Origin of the sequence: Burkholderia reimsis, assembly GCF_003294055.1 — a bacterium.
In the GTDB taxonomy this organism is placed as follows: domain Bacteria; phylum Pseudomonadota; class Gammaproteobacteria; order Burkholderiales; family Burkholderiaceae; genus Burkholderia; species Burkholderia cepacia.
Genome location: NZ_QMFZ01000013.1, coordinates 69,685 through 83,859, shown reverse-complemented (window position 1 = coordinate 83,859; position 14,175 = coordinate 69,685). Strand labels below are relative to the sequence as shown.

Here is a 14,175-nt window from a genome sequence, read left to right as displayed (position 1 = left end):
GGCCGCCGCCGGGCGGGCCGGCGGCGGCCATGTCGATCGGATTGGCACCCCGGGAAGCATAAGGGAACTCAATTCGGCTGATCAATGGGTGCGCATCGTCCGTGCCGTCCGCGATCCCGGCGAGGGTATCCGTTCCGGGCGCGCGATGCGGCATGCCGATTGCATGCGCCCCCCCGTCCGCGTGCCGTGCCGCGGCCGCCCGGCCACCCGTAGCGGCATGCAGCGGCACGCGGGCAAGGAGGACGACATGAACAGCACGCTGAACCCCGACAACGAACCGGCCGGCCCGGACGACGACAACGCCCGTCGCGGCCGCGACGGCCGCGCACTGGGGCCGGGCGACTCGTCCGACAGCGGCAGCGACACGGCCGGCGCGCGGCGCCATCCGTTCGACATCGATTCGCCGCTCGACGCGCACGCGCTCGAACGCGGCGATGCGTCGCTCGACAGCGATACGGATCGCACGGGCACCGGCGAGCGCGCGTCGGCGGACGGCGATTCGACGCTCGAAGAAGGCGCCGATATCGAGCCGGATCGCATCGAGCGGCTGAGCGGGCCGGATCGCGACGACGCATCCGGGGGCCCGGACGATCAGGACGATCCGGGCGCCGGCGGCGGGCCATGACGCCCGGCACGCAAAAACTGCAATCGCATTGCAGATTGGCGCGGCCGGCAGCGGATCGACGGCGCGATGCGCATTCGTCGTGCGCCGGCAACGATATCGGCACGCGGCTTGCGTTGGAGCTGGCCGGCATGCGCCGTGTCGCGACCCGGCATGGGGCCGTGCGCGGCGCAGGCGCGAACAAGGAGAGACACGATGCAACGACGATATCCCGGACGGCACGGCGAGCGCGGCATCCCGGACGACCCGGCACGATGGCCGGAGGAAGACCCTGAATCGGCCCGCCGTCGCTCGGCGAGCGAGAACGTCGGCGCGGAAGACTGGGGCAGCGAATGGACCGAGCGCGCCGCGCGGCCGGCGGACCAGCGGCGCGGCATGGCCGACCCGGACCGGCAGGGCGGTGCGCGCCCGCCCGCATGGGAGGCCGAACGCGGCTACCGCGAACCGGGCCGCCGTGCGGAGGGCAGTGAAGGCCCGCACGGCGGCTACCGCCCGGAATTCCGCGGTTTTTTCCGGATGGGCCGGTACGGCGACGAGCACGACCATGGCGACCCGCGAGACACGCCGCGCCACGGCGGCTACGCGCCCGACCCGTCGCGGTACGGCGGTGACGCCGACCGCGACGCGCTGCGCCATCGTCGCGGGCCGAAGGGCTATACGCGTTCGGACGAGTGCATCCGCGAGGACGTGTGCGAGCGGCTCGCGCATGCGCTCGACATCGACGTGAGCGACGTCACCGTGCAGGTACAGGACGGCTGCGTCGTGCTGGACGGCACGGTGCCGTCACGCTGGATGAAGCACGACATCGAGGATCTGGCCGACGGCTGCATGGGCGTGCGCGACGTCGAGAATCGCGTGCGCGTGCACCGCGACGGCGAACACGATACGGGCATGGTGCTGCATCCCGACCAGCGGACCATCACGCCGACGCTGCCGGCCGCGCGCGATCCCGAACCCGGCACCGTCGAACGCGACCGCGAGCGCAAGCCGCATCATTGACCGGCCGTGCATGAAACGGTGCGGCCACGATGGAGGATGCGGGCCGCGCGCGATCCCGAACCCGGCACCGTCGAACGCGACCGCGAGCGCAAGCCGCATCATTGACCGGCCGTGCATGAAACGGTGCGGCCACGATGGAGGATGCGGGCCGCGCGCGATCCCGAACCCGGCACCGTCGAACGCGACCGCGAGCGCAAGCCGCATCATTGACCGGCCGTGCATGAAACGGTGCGGCCACGATGGAGGATGCGGGCCGCGCGCGATCCCGAACCCGGCACCGTCGAACGCGACCGCGAGCGCAAGCCGCATCACTGACCGGCCGTGCATGAAACGGTGCGGCCACGATGGAGGCTGCGGGCGGCGCGCGCATGACGACGGCCCGCACGGCCCGGCGCGGGCACGCGTTTCGGAATCGATCGGTTCACGCGCGGCCGGGGCGCGCACTGGGCGACGACGCGCAGCGTGACGTGCCGCGTTTACGGGGGCGTCGCGTTCGACGGGCTGGTCGTGCCGGTCGCATTCGCGGAACCGGCGGCGTTCGTCGCGGCGCCGCCGTTCACCGCATTGCGTTCATGCTCGGGCAGCAGCGCGAGACGGTTGTACAGCGTCTTCAGGCTGATGCCGAGCGCTTTCGCGGTGCGCGGCTTGTCGCCGTTGAAATGCCGCAGCGACGCGACGATGAAACGCTGCTGCGTATGCGCGAGCGTCGTGCCGAAATGCAGCGTCATCGCGTTGTGGCGCACGTCGTCGCGCGGCTGCAGCCGGCGTGGCAACTGCAGGTCGATCTGCTCGTCGGCGAGGATGAAGGCACGCTCGAGCGCATTGCGCAGCTCGCGCACGTTGCCGGGCCACGAATACGCGCGCAGGGCCTTCCTCGCCTGCATCGACAGCCGCTTGCGCGTGCGGTGCCGCGCATTCAGCCGCTCGACGATCTGCAGCGCGATGTCGTCGACGTCGTCCTCGCGCTGCCTGAGCGCGGGCACGTGCAGCGCGACCGGCGCGATCCGGTAGAACAGGTCCTCGCGCAGCCGGCCGCTGCGCACGGCCTCGACAGGATCGTGATGGGTGGCCGCGACGATGCGCACGTCGAGCGGAATCGGCTCGTGACCGCCGACGCGGATGATCGTGTTCGATTCGAGCGTGCGCAGCAGCTTGACCTGCAGTTCGGCCGGCATCTCGGCGATTTCGTCGAGAAACAGCGTGCCGCCGCGAGCGGCTTCGAACATGCCGACATGCTGGGCGATCGCGCCGGTGAAGCTGCCTTTCTCGTGCCCGAACAACTGCGACTCCGCGATATCGGGCGGGATCGCACCGCAGTTCACGGGGACGAATGGCCCGCGCCGGCGCGGGCTCAAATCGTGCAGCAGCCGCGCGACGATGTCCTTGCCCGCGCCGCTTTCTCCGACGATCAATACGCTGATGCGCGTCGCGGCCACGCGCGATACCTTCATCAACAGGGTCTGGATCGAACTCGAGCGTCCCGACAGACGCTTGCCGTCATCGACGGATTTCGACATGACGTGATATCGAATGGGGAAAATTTGACCGACTATGACCCAGGCACATGAAAAAACGACACGTTATGCGCCGTTGTTCATGCGCAAAGCATACGTGTTATGTCGCCGCGGCCGCATTGAATCTCGCAATGCCTGCCACGCGGGCGGATAGATTTATTCGATGACGGGCCGATGCGCGACGTCGCTCTTCTATACTGCTAAGCGATTCCTTCTTCATGGCAGCATCGCCTGCCAGTTCATTCGCTGCAGCGTGGAATGCATTGCCTCGTGCCTGGCGGCGTGCGATGCGCTGCACATCTGTCGCGATGTCCGGTCGACACTTGCACCGGCTCGCATCACGAGGAGCTTCGATGCCCTACGTCCTGATCGTCGAAGACGATGCCGATACGCGCACGATGCTGGCGACGCTCGCGCGCACGCAGCAACTCGCCTGCGATACCGCCGCGACGCTGGAGGAAGCACGCGCGCTCGTGTCGACGCATACCCCCGATCTCGTGCTGTGCGATCTCGTATTGCCCGACGGCAACGGAATGGACCTGTTCGATGCGTTGCCCAAGCGCGCGCATTGCGAGATGGTGCTGACCACCGGCCATGCGAGCCTCGAGACCGCGATCGACGCATTGCGGCGCGGCGCGACCGACTATCTGGTGAAGCCGCTGAACATGCAGCGGCTGAACAGCATCTTCGCGCGCGTGCCGCGCACGACCGCGCTGCACGAGGAAATCGCGGAGCTGCGCTCGGAACTACAGCGCCTCGGCCGATTCGGCCGCATGCTCGGCAGCTCGCCCGCGATGCAGGCCGTCTACGATGCGATCGGGCGCGTCGCACGCACCGAAGCGTCGGTGTTGCTCACCGGCGAATCGGGCACCGGCAAGGAGCTTGCCGCGCAGACCGTGCACGACCTGAGCCTGCGCCGCCGCGGCCCGTTCCTCGCGGTGAACTGCGGTGCGATTGCCGCGAACCTCGTCGAGAGCGAGATGTTCGGCCACGACCGCGGCAGCTTTACCGGCGCGGAGCGCCAGCACAAGGGCTTCTTCGAGCGCGCGGACGGCGGCACGCTGTTTCTCGACGAGATCACCGAGATGCCGCTCGAATCGCAGGTGAAGCTGCTGCGCGTGCTCGAGACGGGGCGCCTCACGCGGCTCGGCTCGACGCGCGAGATCGACGTCGACGTGCGCATCGTCGCCGCGACGAACCGCGATCCGGAAGCCGCGATGGCCGACGGCAAGCTGCGGCCCGACCTGTTTCACCGGATCAACGTGTTTCCGATTCCGCTGCCGTCGCTGCGCGAGCGCGGCGACGACATCCCGATGCTCGCCGATGCGTTCCTGCAGCACTACAACGAGGAAAGCGGCCGCAACCTGCGCTTTGCGCCGGCCGCGCGCGAGGCGCTGAAGACCTACGAATGGCCCGGCAATGTACGCGAACTGCGCAACTTCGTGCAGCGCGCGAGCATCTTTACCGACGCCGACGTGATCGACTCGCTGCCGCCGCCGATCATGGAGGAACTGTCCAGCATGGTCGATTCGCACGAGGATCGCGTGACGGTGCCGTTCGGCACGCCGCTCGAGGAAGTCGACCGCAAGCTGATCCTCGGCACGATCGCGCAGTGCGGCGGCGTGAAGGCGCAGGCGGCCGAAGTGCTCGACGTCAGCCTGAAAACGATCTACAACCGGCTCGCGCAACTGGAAGACGAAACGGAAAAGCCGGACTCCTGATGCCGTCGCGATCACACTCATGCTCCCGTTTCCGCATCACGCGTGCACACCTGACGACGGCATCGCCGGGATGCGGCGAGACGCGTCCGCGTGCCGTCGCGGCCGTCGCATGAATCATCCCGTGGCGGGCGGCTGCGCGGCCGGTTCCGGCCGGCCGTCGCGCGTCGTGCCTGTCGGCGGTGTCCGGGGCCGCGGCCGTCGGCCGGCCCCGCAGGAGCGTGTCCGATGACCGATCGTCCCCGGCCGCAGGCCGGAAACTACGCGACAGCCGCGATGCTGGTCGCGATCGCGACCGTGCTGCAGGTGCTCGCGATCCGCTTCGGCGGCGTGAACCTGCCGTTCGTGCTGTACTACCCGCTGCTCGCAGGCGCCGCGTGGGCGACGTCGTTCGTGTTCGGGGTCGTGTCGACCGTCGTCAGCGGGCTGCTCGTGTGGACCCTGTTCCTGTCCGATCCGGCCGCCTATCCGGCGCCGCTGCCCGAGCGGCTGGTGCAGCTCGGCACCTTCATCCTGATCGGTGCGCTCGTTTGCGCGATCGCGTCGATGTTGCGACAGACACGGATCACGAACGATCGCGCGAGCCGACGCGAGGCGGCTGTACGCCGGCAGCTCGAAGCCGTGCTGAGTGCGCTGCCGCACGGCGTGATCGCGGTCGATACGAAAGGGCGGCTGACCTATATCAACGCGGCGGCGGCCGAACTCGCCGGCTGCCGGCCTGGCGACGCGGCGGGGCGGCCGGTGCGCGACGTGCTGCGGATCGTCGATCGTGAAGGCCGCCGCGTGCAGACGACGCCGCTCGATCGCGCGCTCGACGGCGCGGACGCGGTGTCCGACCGGCACTGGCTGCAGCGTGGCGGCACCGGCGATCCGGTGCCGATCGTCGAGGTTGCCGCGCCGCTCGGCGATCCGGACGGCAACCTCGACGGCGCGGTGCTGCTGCTGCGCGATGCCGGCGCGGATCGCGCACGCATCGACGCGTCGCGCTTGCAACGTGCGGTGGTCGACGCATCGCCGGACGCAATCGTCGGCATCGACGCGAACGGCCGCATAGCCAGCTGGAATCCGGCCGCGCAGCGAATCTTCGGTTACGACGAGGCCGACGCGCGCGGCCGCATGTTCGACACGCTGATCGCCATGCGCTGGTTGCGGCGCAATCCGCTGGCCGAATCCTTCGACGCGATGCGCGATCCGGTCGGGCCGCTCGAACTGCTGTGCGTGCGGCGCGACGGCCGGCGTTTTCGCGCGACCATGTCGGCGTGCCCGGTACGCGGCGAGGCACGCGAATGCGTCGCGCTGTCGCTGACGCTGCGCGAAACCGGTGCGCAGCGCCGGCGCGACCTCCGCGCGCAGCGCTCGCTGCGGGGCGCGCGCGACGCACGCGACCAGGCCGCTACGTCGAACCGGCTGAAGGACGAGCTGCTGGCGACGGTATCGCACGAGTTGCGCACACCGCTGAACGTGATCTATGGCTGGGTCGAGGTGCTGCGCAATTCCGGCGACCAGGCGCTGCAGAACCAGGCGATCGATGCCATCGACCGCAGCGCGCGTTCGCTCACGCGGATGGTCGGCGACATTCTCGATGCATCGTCGCTCGCGACCGGCAAGCTGCGCCTCGACGCGACGCCGGTCGACATCGTGCGGCTGTTCTCCGATTCGGTCGGCGCGTTCCAGACGGCCGCGTCATTGGCCGGCATCGCGCTCGAATTCGATTGCGAGACCTCGTCGTGCATCGTGTCGGGTGACGCCGAGCGGTTGCGGCAGATGTTGTCGAACCTCATTTCGAACGCGCTGAAGTTCACGCCGGACGGCGGCAACGTGACGGTCGGGCTCGCGCGCGACAATGCGCAGGTGATCCTGACCGTGACCGATACGGGCCAAGGTGTCGCGCAGGAGTTCCTGCCGTACATCTTCGACATGTTTCGCCGCGCGGACGATTCGCCTGCATCGTCGCGACGCGGCCTCGGTCTCGGCCTGTCCATCGTGCGGCATATCGCCGAGTTGCATGGCGGCGGCGTGACCGTCGTGAGCGCGGGCCGCAATCGCGGCACGACCTTCACGGTGACGCTGCCGGCCGGCTGGCAGCCGGTCGGCGCGATGGCGTGGGGGCTCGCGCAGGCGGGCGGGCAGCGCGAGCCGCTCGTGCTCGATGCGCAGCGAATCCTGATCGTCGACGACGATGCGACGACGCGGGCGAGCCTCACGGCCGCGCTGACCACGTTCGGCGCGTCGGTCGCGATCGCGTCGTCGGGCCGCGAGGCGCTCGCGGTGGCCGCCGACCTGCGGCCGACCGTCGTGCTGTCCGATCTCGCGATGCCCGACGGCGACGGCTTCTGGCTGCTCGATGCGTTGCGGCACGGGGCGATGAACGGCGACAGCGGGCCGCCCGACCTGTGCGTGCTCGCGGTCACCGCGCATGCCGGCCTCGCCGACCAGCGCCGTGCGCTGGAGGCCGGGTTCGACGGCTATCTGTGCAAGCCGGTCGACGTGCGCGAACTGGTGCACAAGATCGCGCATGCGACGAAGCGCGACGGCTGACGCGCTGGCCGCGGTTACTCGACGTTGACGTTGAGGGTGCCGGCGGATTCACGCGGCCGTGATGGCGATTGTCCGGCGGGTGGGCGCATCGGCTCGACATTCGGCGCATTGAACGGACGTGCGATGTTGTCCTTCATGCCCCGTGTGGAAGTATTCGACCGATGGTACGTCGTGGCCGGCAGTCACGAGCCTCTCGCACGGACATGAACCGGGAAAGATGGCGTTGCCGTCGACGAACCCGCGTTTTATATCGTAGTCCTTCATTGAATGTTTCCGTTGCGGTGCGCGAGTACGCCAAGGCATCGTGGTCGACGTCGCGCTCCAATGATTGCTTTGCGACGTCCGCGACTTGAATCCTCTGGCATTGTCTGACCGCCCGCGTCCACACCGCCGGCTCCCCGCAATCGCGATACGCGTTCACTGATCGACGCGCTTCCTCGCCGGGTGATGCCCCGAGGTCCGGCCCGCGCACACGGGCCGCCGTGGCTTCCTGTCGGCAAGCGGCATACCCGCGACGCTGCGGGGGAAACCACTAGCCGCCATGTCGAAAAAATTACAACGCATTGGATGAAAGCGCGTCCGGCCGGCGATTGCCGCCGGCACCGGGCGGCGCGGCCGCGGCACGCGGTTTGCGCCCGTCGTGTCCGCCCGCCGGCCGTGCCGGCTCGACGAAAGGAGGTCACGATGAAGGTATTCCCGCTCCAAGCCTGCTCCCTGCGCATCCGTCGCCATCGCGCGCAGCGTGTCGGCATGGCGATCGCGATCGTCTCGGCCGCCGCCTGCGCGTCGATCGCGCCGAACGTGTTCGCCGCCGGCGACGACAACGCCGCGTCGTCATCCATGTCGTCATCGTCATCCACGTCGTCGCATTCGACGACCGGCAGGACGATCCGCGACGCGACGATCACGACCAAGGTGAAGGCCGAGCTCGTCGGCACGAGCGGCCTGTCGTCCGGCGACATCCACGTGAAGACGCGGCACGGCATCGTGATGCTGACCGGCAGCGTGCCCGACGAACAGCAGCGCACGCAGGCCGTCGGCGTCGTGAAGCAGGTGGACGGCGTGCAGGACGTGCACGACCAGCTGACCATCCGGGCCAAGTAACGGCGTTGCCGCAACAGGAGTTCGTCATGAACTGCATGCTCAAACCGGTCGGCGAGCAGACGATCGTGATCACCGGCGCGACGAGCGGCATCGGCCTCGTCACCGCGCGCAAGGCGGCACGGCGCGGCGCGAAGCTCGTGCTGTTCGCGCGCAACGAGGGCGCGCTGAATACGTTGTGCGAGGAAATCAGGCAGCACGGCGGCCTCGCGGTGCCGGTCGCCGGCGACGTCGCGAACCTCGAGGACGTGCAGCGCGCGGCCGCGAAGGCGGTCGACACTTACGGCGGCTTCGACACCTGGGTCAACAACGCGGGCGTGTCGATCTTCGGCACGGCGGCCGCCGTGCCGCTCGAAGATCAGCGCCGTCTGTTCGAGACCAACTACTGGGGCGTCGTGCATGGTTCGCTCGTCGCGGCGGACCACTTCCGCCGCAAGAGCGATTTCCACGGCGGCGCGATCGTCAACATGGGCAGCGAGGCATCCGATGCGCCGGTGCCGCTGCAAAGCGCGTACGTCGCGTCGAAGCACGCAGTGAAGGGCTTCACCGATTCGCTGCGGCTCGAGATGGAATCGGACCACCTGCCGGTGTCGGTCACGCTGATCAAGCCGGCCGCGATCGACACGATGTTCGTGATGCACGCGAAGAACTACATGAACGTCGAGCCGAGGCTGCCGCCGCCGATCTACGACCCCGATCTCGTGGCCGACGCGATCCTGTTCGCGGCCGCCCATCCGCGCCGCACGCTGTTCGTCGGCGGTGCCGCGAAATTCACGTCGGCGAGCGCGTACCACGCGCCGCGCCTGTTCGATCGCGTCGCGGCCACGCTGTTCTCGCGCGGCCAGCGCACGGTGCGGCCCGCGCGCCCGCGCGACGACAACGCGCTGTACGACTCGCGTCATGCGCTGCACGAGCGTGAAGGGATGGACGGCCCCGTGCTGCGCAGCTGTGCCTACAACACGGTGGTGCAGCGGCCGAAGATGGCCGGCGCGGTCGCGCTCGGCGCGGCAGCGCTCGTGTTCGCCGCGCTCGCGCGTGCGCGCCGCGGGCCCGCGTGATGCCGTTTTCGTTCATTCGATCAAGGAGGTTTCGATGACATCCCGACAACACACGGGCCATGAACTCAGCCGCGCCCGCGCGCACGAAGGCGAGCGCGTGCAGCAGGACCACGACAAGGGCGGGCACCAGACCGGCCACGGCAAGCCGCCCGGCCCGGTCGACGTGCAGAAGGCGCTGAAGGGGATGGACTACCCGGCCACCAAGGCGACCATCGTCGAATGCGCGCAACGCTCGCATGCGGCCCACGACGTGCTCGACATGCTCACGCGCATTCCCGATCGCGAATACGACACGCCGGCATCGGTGTCGAAGGAGCTCGGGCGGCTGATGTGAGCGGTACGGCCATCGTGCCGTGCGCGTTTCGCGCGCGGTGTACAGCGAGAAGGAGCACGAGCATGGCGATGATCGTCGCAGGCCGCTTCACGACGTTCGATGAAGCGGAAGGCGGGGCGCGCAGCCTTTACGAGCGCGCGTTCGGCACGGACGACGTGTCGATCTTCTTCCTGAACCCGGGCGGCCAGCACGCGCGCTTTCCGATCGGCGGAGACGTCTACACCGACACGGCGGCGAAACCCGGCGGGCGCGGCGCGATGGTCGGCGCGATGCGCGGGTTGCTGATCGGCGTCGTCGCCGGGCTGATCGTCTATGCGGTGGGCGTGCGCTACTGGTTCGTGCCGGCGGCGGGCGCACTGGCCGGCGCGTACCTCGGCCGGATGCGCGGCGAGCAGGACGAAGGCAAGGGCACGCTCGCGCGAAGCGATACGGGCGTGATCCTTGCCGCGCACGTGACGCCGGAGACGGCAAGCATGGCGGAGGCCGTGCTGCGCGAGACGGGCGCGAAGTCGATCGAGCGCGTCGACGGTGACTGGCAGGACTGCAAGTGGCGCGATTTCGATCCGGTGCGCCGGCCGGACGAAGCCGCACGACGACGCAGCCGGTGACGTGGGCAGCGGCAGGCTCGCCGGCAAGGTGGCGCCCGTGGCGGACGGCGCGAGCGGCATGACGGGGCAGACGCTGCACCCGAACGGCGGCTCGATCGTCGGCAACTGAAGGCGATCGGTGGCCGTCGGTGAGCATCGGCGGCGGCTTCCACGCAAGTACAAGGAGACAGCAGATGAAACATCCGAACTGGACGATCGCGGCGCTTGCCGCAGGCGTGCTCGGCGTATCGGGGCTCGCCGGCGCGCAGGCGCCGAGCGAGCCGCCCGCATCGAATTCGCGTGTGCCGGGCGGCGTGATCGATCCGTCGTCGGGCGCGGGCGACGCGCGGATCGCGAAGGCGCCGCAGGGCGGCGACGCGGAATTCATCGACAAGGCCGCGATCGCCGGCAAGGCCGAGGTGCAGGCCAGCCAGCTCGCGCTGAAGCAGGCGCAGTCGCCGGACGTGCGCGTTTTCGCGAAGCAGATGGTGAGCGATCACGGCAAGGCGAATGCACGGCTCACCGAGCTCGCCGCGCGCAAGGGCATGAAGCCGCAGGTCGAACAGATTTCGGACCCCGACGTCGAGGCGCTGCGCGGCAAGAACGGCCGAGACTTCGACGTCGCGTATGTCGCGGCGGTCGGCCCCGACGCACACCGCAAGGCCGTCGCGCTGTTCGAAGGCGAGGCGCGCGACGGCAGGGACCCGCAGCTGCGCGAATTCGCGAGCACCACGTTGCCGACGCTCAGGCATCACCTGAGCCTGGCGCAGGCGCTCGAACGCAAGGTGGGCGCGCGGTAACGCGTGCCCGTTCAACCCCGGGCCGCGTGCGGCCCGTTTTTTTCGGAGAGGCAGTCATGGCCCATCGGCAACCGAAACACGAAGGCATCCGCGAATTGCTCTGTCAGGCATACGAAACCGAGCTTGGCGGCGCGAAGCTCTACGAGGCCGCGCTGCAGTGCGCGACCGACGGCGATCTGCACAAGGAATGGGAGAAGTACCGCCGCGAGACGTTGCATCACCAGGAAGTGCTGCGCAAGGTGTTCGACACGTTAGGCATGGACCCCGATGCGCAGTCGCCCGGACGCAGCGCGGTCGCGGCCACCGGCAAGGCGCTGGTCCACGTGATCGAGCAGGCACGGAAGCACGCCGATCCGGCCGTCGCGCAGGTCGTCGCGGCGGAGTGCGTGGTGCTCGCCGAGACCAAGGACCACCTGAACTGGGAGCTGATCGGCTACGCGGCCGACCAGTTGTCGGGCGATGTGGCGAAGACGCTGAAGGACGCGCACGACGAGGTCGAGGCCGACGAGGATCACCACCTGTATCACACGCGCGGCTGGGCGCGCGAGATGTGGATCGAGTCGATGGGCTTCAAGGCCGTGCTGCCGCCGCCGGAGGAAGTGAAGAAGGTCGAATCGGCGGCGGAGGCGGCGCGTGCCGAACGCTCGCGCGGCAAGATGATGTGACGGCGACGGGGCGCCAGCCGGGGCGTTGCCGCTCCCGGTTGTGGCGCCCGATGAAGGCCGCCGCGAGCTGCACGGCGATCGGTTCGGGCGACAGGAGAAAGGGGAAGCGCGATGCAACCCGACCTCGGCGCCGATCCCGCCGCCGCCCGGCATCGGGCGTGTTCTCCCTCGCGATCGGCGCGGTGCCGTAGCGCACCCAACGCACCTCACCTTCCGCCGTCCCCGCTTGCAAAAAAGACGCCCCGCGCGAGCGGGGCGTGTAGAAAGCGGATGCGCCGGCGAACCGGCGCCGCATCGTCGTGCGATCAGTGACGGTCGCGCGCGCGCGGATCGTTCAGTTCCTCGGTCGGGTCGGTCAGCCCGAGTTCGTCGCCGCCGCTCCAGTACGGCGCGCTGCCGTAGAACTCGTGCAGCGGCTCGGCCCATTGCGGATCGGCCATCGCCGGCCAGTGGTCCTTGTCGAACCCCGGCGCGTTGCGGATGCGCTCGGACGACACCGACAGCAGGAAGCATTTGCGTTCGGTGTCGAGCGTGAGCGCGCTCCACGGAATGGCGTGCAGCTTGTCGCCGATGCCGAGGATGCCGCCGCTCGACAGCACCGCATAGGCGACGCGGCCTGAGCGCACGTCGAGCATGATGTCCTTGATCTTGCCGACATCGTCGCCGTCGGTCGTGTAGACCTTGTCGCCTTCCAGCGTATCGGCCGCCATCACGTCGGGGCCGGGGCCGGCCGCCGTCGCGGCGCCCTTGCCGATGATGCGGGTCTGACCTTGATCGGAAGTCTGCATGGTTTCCTCCAGTCTGCGTGGGGCGCGACGGTGCCCGGGGCGGGCCCTGCGGGTCGCGCGGGTAGCGTGCGGCGCGAGGATCGCGCCGTCACGTCTGCTTCGGTTGCGACACGCCTTCCAGCGTGTTCGCGACGTCGTCGCGCGCCGGGCCGGCCGAGCGCGTCGCGATGTCCGCGAGCGACAGCATGCCGACCAGCCGCTTGTCGTGATCGACGACGGGCAGGCGGCGCAGCTGCGCGTCCGCCATGTAGTGCTGGATCTCGTCGAGCGAATCGTCGTCGAAGCACCATTCGATCGGGCCCGATGCGACCTCGTGGACCCGCGTTTCCGGCGGCTTGCCGGCCGAGATCGCGCGCACCGCGAGATCGCGGTCCGTCACCATCCCGATCAGCCGGTTGTTGTCGCACACGGGCAGCGCGCCGATGTCGTAGCGCTCCATCAGTTGCGCGGCATGACGGATCGAGTCGGTCGGCGCGATGCGCACGACGTCCTGCGACATGATTTCGTTGACGCGATGCATGACTTCCTCCTTGCAGGTGGGGACGGCGAATTCGTCGGCGGAGTCCGCAAGCCGCGTGCCTTCCGGCACGCGCGGTTCGCTCGGGTACGTCACGCGCCGTCGTCGCGTTCGCGCGGGTCCTGCCACGGCCCTTCGTCGTGCGTGCCGGGCGGCGTGTCCGGCTCGATCCGCGTGACGCCGCCGGTCGCCGGCGGGTCGCTGGCCGGAAACGTGTCCTCGAGCTGCTTGTCGATATGGCGTTCCGAATGGCGCGTGCGCGTGCGGTCCTGGTGCTTCAGCGGCGGCGTCGGGTCGGGATGCCGCTCGTGGGCCGGCGTGTCGCGGCCGGGCCGGGTCGAATCCTTCATCGCGAGGCTCCGTATCGGTGACGAGGAGCCGGGCTTGCCGCAACGGCCGTGCCCGGCTCGCGGACGCGGCACACGACTTGCCGTATCGACTGCGATGACGACGCGCAGCCCGACCGGTGCCTGCCGTGCGCATTTCGAGCGGAGGCACGATGACGATTCCGAAACGACGACCAGGCGTGCGTTATGAGATCAACGTATGCGGCGGCGGATTCGATTCGGTGAAGATCCATTTCAACGAATGGAAACACGAACCGCTGATCTACCGGCCCGAGCGCCGGATGTTCGAGGGCAAGGCCGACGTGCGGCCGTTGGGCGACGAGACGTTCGGTTCAACCGAACCGGCGCGTTTCGCGCTGCAGCGTGCGTGCGAGCCGTCCGATTCGTATGCGCTGGCGGCATGCGTGAAGGACAACGGCCGCGAGCTGTGGCTCGTGATGGCCGCGTACGACGCGTAACGACGTGCTTGAAAGATTTGCAGCGAACGGTGTAGCGAAGGCACGACGCGTCGCATGGGGCCGCGCGTGTTCGCGCCGGCGCCCGCATGCGGGCGTCGCGACTGGACGGCATGCGCATTGCGGGACTTC

General features: G+C 69.1%; 15 protein-coding genes and 1 pseudogene. 11 read left to right on the top strand and 5 right to left on the bottom strand.

The genetic code is table 11. The features are described 5' to 3' along the window. Positions 1-247 precede the first annotated feature (247 nt). Positions 248-625, top strand: a complete 378-nt coding sequence (locus tag DPV79_RS17030) for a chemotaxis protein (RefSeq protein ID WP_113046057.1) — start codon at positions 248-250, stop codon at positions 623-625. A gap of 192 nt (positions 626-817) precedes the next feature. Next, positions 818-1,621: a BON domain-containing protein gene (locus tag DPV79_RS17025; protein ID WP_113046002.1), complete on the top strand. Its 804-nt coding sequence runs from the start codon at positions 818-820 to the stop codon at positions 1,619-1,621. Positions 1,622-2,097: 476 nt separating this feature from the next. Here DPV79_RS17025 and DPV79_RS17020 read toward each other — a convergent pair whose 3' ends face one another. After that, a complete protein-coding gene (locus DPV79_RS17020; protein WP_113046001.1) occupies positions 2,098-3,138 on the bottom strand; it encodes a sigma-54 interaction domain-containing protein in 1,041 nt (346 codons plus the stop codon). A 350-nt stretch (positions 3,139-3,488) separates the two neighbouring features. On the opposite strand from DPV79_RS17020, the gene DPV79_RS17015 reads away from it, so the two are divergent. Next, positions 3,489-4,856, top strand: a complete 1,368-nt coding sequence (locus DPV79_RS17015; protein ID WP_048028548.1) for a sigma-54-dependent transcriptional regulator — start codon at positions 3,489-3,491, stop codon at positions 4,854-4,856. 225 nt (positions 4,857-5,081) lie between these two features. Then, the gene (locus tag DPV79_RS17010) at positions 5,082-7,391 is read left to right on the top strand and encodes a hybrid sensor histidine kinase/response regulator (RefSeq protein ID WP_113046000.1); all 2,310 of its coding nucleotides are present in this window, start codon (positions 5,082-5,084) and stop codon (positions 7,389-7,391) included. An 83-nt stretch (positions 7,392-7,474) separates the two neighbouring features. Here the strand turns inward: DPV79_RS17010 and DPV79_RS43375 are convergent. After that, a pseudogene (locus DPV79_RS43375) lies at positions 7,475-7,655 on the bottom strand (SDR family NAD-dependent epimerase/dehydratase); the annotation flags it as partial. Positions 7,656-8,075: 420 nt separating this feature from the next. Between DPV79_RS43375 and DPV79_RS17005 the strand changes: the two are divergent. The 6 genes from DPV79_RS17005 (at position 8,076) to DPV79_RS16980 (ending at position 11,936) form a co-directional block, all read left to right on the top strand. Next, on the top strand, positions 8,076-8,495 hold the full coding sequence (locus DPV79_RS17005) for a BON domain-containing protein (protein WP_113045999.1): 420 nt from the start codon (positions 8,076-8,078) through the stop codon (positions 8,493-8,495). Between the two features lie 26 nt (positions 8,496-8,521). Beyond that, entirely contained in the window at positions 8,522-9,550 is a 1,029-nt protein-coding gene (locus DPV79_RS17000) for an SDR family oxidoreductase (RefSeq protein ID WP_113045998.1), read from the top strand. Between the two features lie 34 nt (positions 9,551-9,584). Beyond that, positions 9,585-9,884 carry a DUF2795 domain-containing protein gene (locus tag DPV79_RS16995; RefSeq protein ID WP_113046056.1) on the top strand — a complete coding sequence of 100 codons (300 nt, stop codon included), beginning with the start codon at positions 9,585-9,587 and terminating at the stop codon, positions 9,882-9,884. A gap of 62 nt (positions 9,885-9,946) precedes the next feature. Beyond that, positions 9,947-10,492 (top strand): hypothetical protein, encoded by a 546-nt coding sequence (locus tag DPV79_RS16990; protein WP_113045997.1) that lies wholly within the window; start codon positions 9,947-9,949, stop codon positions 10,490-10,492. Positions 10,493-10,665: 173 nt separating this feature from the next. Continuing rightward, on the top strand, positions 10,666-11,271 hold the full coding sequence (locus tag DPV79_RS16985) for a DUF4142 domain-containing protein (RefSeq protein ID WP_113045996.1): 606 nt from the start codon (positions 10,666-10,668) through the stop codon (positions 11,269-11,271). A 56-nt stretch (positions 11,272-11,327) separates the two neighbouring features. Beyond that, positions 11,328-11,936 (top strand): DUF892 family protein, encoded by a 609-nt coding sequence (locus DPV79_RS16980; protein WP_113045995.1) that lies wholly within the window; start codon positions 11,328-11,330, stop codon positions 11,934-11,936. A gap of 305 nt (positions 11,937-12,241) precedes the next feature. On the opposite strand, the gene DPV79_RS16975 is transcribed toward DPV79_RS16980, so the two are convergent. The 3 genes from DPV79_RS16975 to DPV79_RS16965 all read right to left on the bottom strand — a co-directional run bounded on the left by DPV79_RS16975 (position 12,242) and on the right by DPV79_RS16965 (position 13,591). Further along, positions 12,242-12,724, bottom strand: coding sequence for a PRC-barrel domain-containing protein (locus tag DPV79_RS16975; RefSeq protein WP_059687728.1), 483 nt, complete (start codon positions 12,722-12,724; stop codon positions 12,242-12,244). Between the two features lie 88 nt (positions 12,725-12,812). Further along, positions 12,813-13,244, bottom strand: coding sequence for a CBS domain-containing protein (locus DPV79_RS16970; protein ID WP_027792518.1), 432 nt, complete (start codon positions 13,242-13,244; stop codon positions 12,813-12,815). Positions 13,245-13,333: 89 nt separating this feature from the next. Next, entirely contained in the window at positions 13,334-13,591 is a 258-nt protein-coding gene (locus DPV79_RS16965; protein WP_113045994.1) for a hypothetical protein, read from the bottom strand. Positions 13,592-13,740: 149 nt separating this feature from the next. Between DPV79_RS16965 and DPV79_RS16960 the strand changes: the two genes are divergently transcribed. Next, entirely contained in the window at positions 13,741-14,046 is a 306-nt protein-coding gene (locus tag DPV79_RS16960; protein ID WP_059687730.1) for a hypothetical protein, read from the top strand. Positions 14,047-14,175: the final 129 nt, after the last annotated feature.

Excerpts from the sequence above, each read along its gene's own strand:
- DPV79_RS16975 (WP_059687728.1), bottom strand. The coding sequence starts at position 12,724 with ATGCAGACTTCCGATCAAGGTCAGACCCGCATCATCGGCAAGGGCGCC.
- DPV79_RS17005 (WP_113045999.1), top strand. The coding sequence starts at position 8,076 with ATGAAGGTATTCCCGCTCCAAGCCTGCTCCCTGCGCATCCGTCGCCAT.
- DPV79_RS17030 (WP_113046057.1), top strand. The coding sequence starts at position 248 with ATGAACAGCACGCTGAACCCCGACAACGAACCGGCCGGCCCGGACGAC.
- DPV79_RS16960 (WP_059687730.1), top strand. The coding sequence starts at position 13,741 with ATGACGATTCCGAAACGACGACCAGGCGTGCGTTATGAGATCAACGTA.
- DPV79_RS17000 (WP_113045998.1), top strand. The coding sequence starts at position 8,522 with ATGAACTGCATGCTCAAACCGGTCGGCGAGCAGACGATCGTGATCACC.
- DPV79_RS17010 (WP_113046000.1), top strand. The coding sequence starts at position 5,082 with ATGACCGATCGTCCCCGGCCGCAGGCCGGAAACTACGCGACAGCCGCG.
- DPV79_RS16990 (WP_113045997.1), top strand. The coding sequence starts at position 9,947 with ATGGCGATGATCGTCGCAGGCCGCTTCACGACGTTCGATGAAGCGGAA.
- DPV79_RS16980 (WP_113045995.1), top strand. The coding sequence starts at position 11,328 with ATGGCCCATCGGCAACCGAAACACGAAGGCATCCGCGAATTGCTCTGT.
- DPV79_RS17025 (WP_113046002.1), top strand. The coding sequence starts at position 818 with ATGCAACGACGATATCCCGGACGGCACGGCGAGCGCGGCATCCCGGAC.
- DPV79_RS16965 (WP_113045994.1), bottom strand. The coding sequence starts at position 13,591 with ATGAAGGATTCGACCCGGCCCGGCCGCGACACGCCGGCCCACGAGCGG.
- DPV79_RS17015 (WP_048028548.1), top strand. The coding sequence starts at position 3,489 with ATGCCCTACGTCCTGATCGTCGAAGACGATGCCGATACGCGCACGATG.
- DPV79_RS16970 (WP_027792518.1), bottom strand. The coding sequence starts at position 13,244 with ATGCATCGCGTCAACGAAATCATGTCGCAGGACGTCGTGCGCATCGCG.
- DPV79_RS16995 (WP_113046056.1), top strand. The coding sequence starts at position 9,585 with ATGACATCCCGACAACACACGGGCCATGAACTCAGCCGCGCCCGCGCG.
- DPV79_RS16985 (WP_113045996.1), top strand. The coding sequence starts at position 10,666 with ATGAAACATCCGAACTGGACGATCGCGGCGCTTGCCGCAGGCGTGCTC.
- DPV79_RS17020 (WP_113046001.1), bottom strand. The coding sequence starts at position 3,138 with ATGTCGAAATCCGTCGATGACGGCAAGCGTCTGTCGGGACGCTCGAGT.